2 protein-coding genes are annotated in these 1,424 nt (G+C 36.6%); both read left to right on the forward strand.

The annotated features are described in order from the left end of the window. The first annotated feature begins 80 nt into the window (after positions 1 to 80). On the forward strand, positions 81 to 890 hold the full coding sequence (larE, locus tag AC1DRF_RS27715) for an ATP-dependent sacrificial sulfur transferase LarE (protein WP_427090750.1): 810 nt from the start codon (positions 81 to 83) through the stop codon (positions 888 to 890). A 47-nt stretch (positions 891 to 937) separates the two neighbouring features. Beyond that, positions 938 to 1,424, forward strand: a 487-nt coding sequence (locus tag AC1DRF_RS27720) for an AIR carboxylase family protein (RefSeq protein WP_477742271.1), incomplete at its 3' end; no start/stop codon positions are given.

The following is a 1,424-nucleotide window of genomic DNA, read 5'->3' on the forward strand; positions in this document are numbered from 1 at the left end:
CGCTAATACGGGTTGATGGTGGATTTGGAAGCATGACAATTTAAAAGTAAGAAGATTGTCAAAGACGGGAGGATAAGAACATGTTGGACAAAAAATACGAGGTTTTAACTTCTATTCTTCGAGATATGGAATCAGTTGTTGTAGCTTTTTCAGGAGGAGTCGATAGCACTTTCTTATTAAAAGTGGCTGTTGAGACATTAGGAAATGAAAATGTGATTGCAGTAACTGCAGATTCTGAGACCTATCCATCAAGTGAACTAGAAGAAGCCAAGGTGCTAGCAAAGCAAATTGGGGTAAGGCATCAGATCATTGAGACATCAGAATTAGCTATTCCAGGCTATTCGGAAAACAATAAAAATAGATGTTATTTTTGTAAAAGTAGCTTATTTGATCATCTGAAGCCAATTATTGAGGAATACCATTTTAAAACGATTGTATATGGTGCTATAGCGGATGATATGAATGAACACCGACCTGGCATGAAGGCTGCAAAGGAAAAGGGAATACGAGGACCTTTACTAGAGGCTAATTTGTTTAAAAAAGAAATTAGAGAGTTATCTCAGCAATTACAGTTACCAACTTGGAATAAGCCTTCATTTGCTTGCTTATCTTCTAGAATTGCTTACGGTGAGTATATTACGAAAGAAAAATTAACCAAAGTAGAAAAAGCAGAAGCCTATTTAAAAGAACTAGGGGTTGCTCAAGTGAGAGTTCGAACCCATAAAGAGATTGCTAGAATTGAAGTGGAACCTCAGGATATGAACTTTATTATGGAAAAAAACAATATCATCACTAAGAAATTGAAGGGACTAGGCTATAAATATATTACATTAGATTTGACTGGTTATCAAAGTGGTAGTATGAATCAAGCTTTATCCAAAGTGGAGTAGTGACACTAAACTTCACTGAATAAACAATCTAAGGTGTGTGACGAACAATGATAAAAGAAATTTTGAAACAAGTTCAGCAAGGGAAACTAACTGTGGCAGATGCTGAAAAAGAGTTAGCTACATATGAGGATCTAGGTTTTGCTAAGGTAGATTATCATCGGAAAAAACGTCAAGGTTTTTCAGAAGTAGTATTTGGTGAAGGGAAAACAGCCGAACAAATCATTTCTATTATTAAAGCGCTGCAACTGAAAGATAAGTCGGTGCTTGTGACGCGAATATCAAAAGAAAAAGCAAATCAAGTGCTTGAAGCATGCCCGAGTTTTGCATATAACGAGGTAGCAAAAATTCTCTTTTGGAAGGACTCGGATCAGGATTCTTTTTTTGAAGGATATATTGCCATTGTTTGTGCAGGAACCTCTGACTTGCCTGTGGCAGAAGAAGCTGCAGTAACTGCAGAAATACTCGGGTGTAAAGTTCGCCGTATTTATGATGTAGGAGTAGCTGGTATTCATCGACTCTTAAATAATATTGAAG

The organism is Priestia sp. P5_B4 (genome assembly GCF_056400385.1).

Bases quoted from the DNA above. Each gene is read 5' to 3' on its own strand.
- larE (WP_427090750.1), top strand. From the start codon at position 81: ATGTTGGACAAAAAATACGAGGTTTTAACTTCTATTCTTCGAGATATG.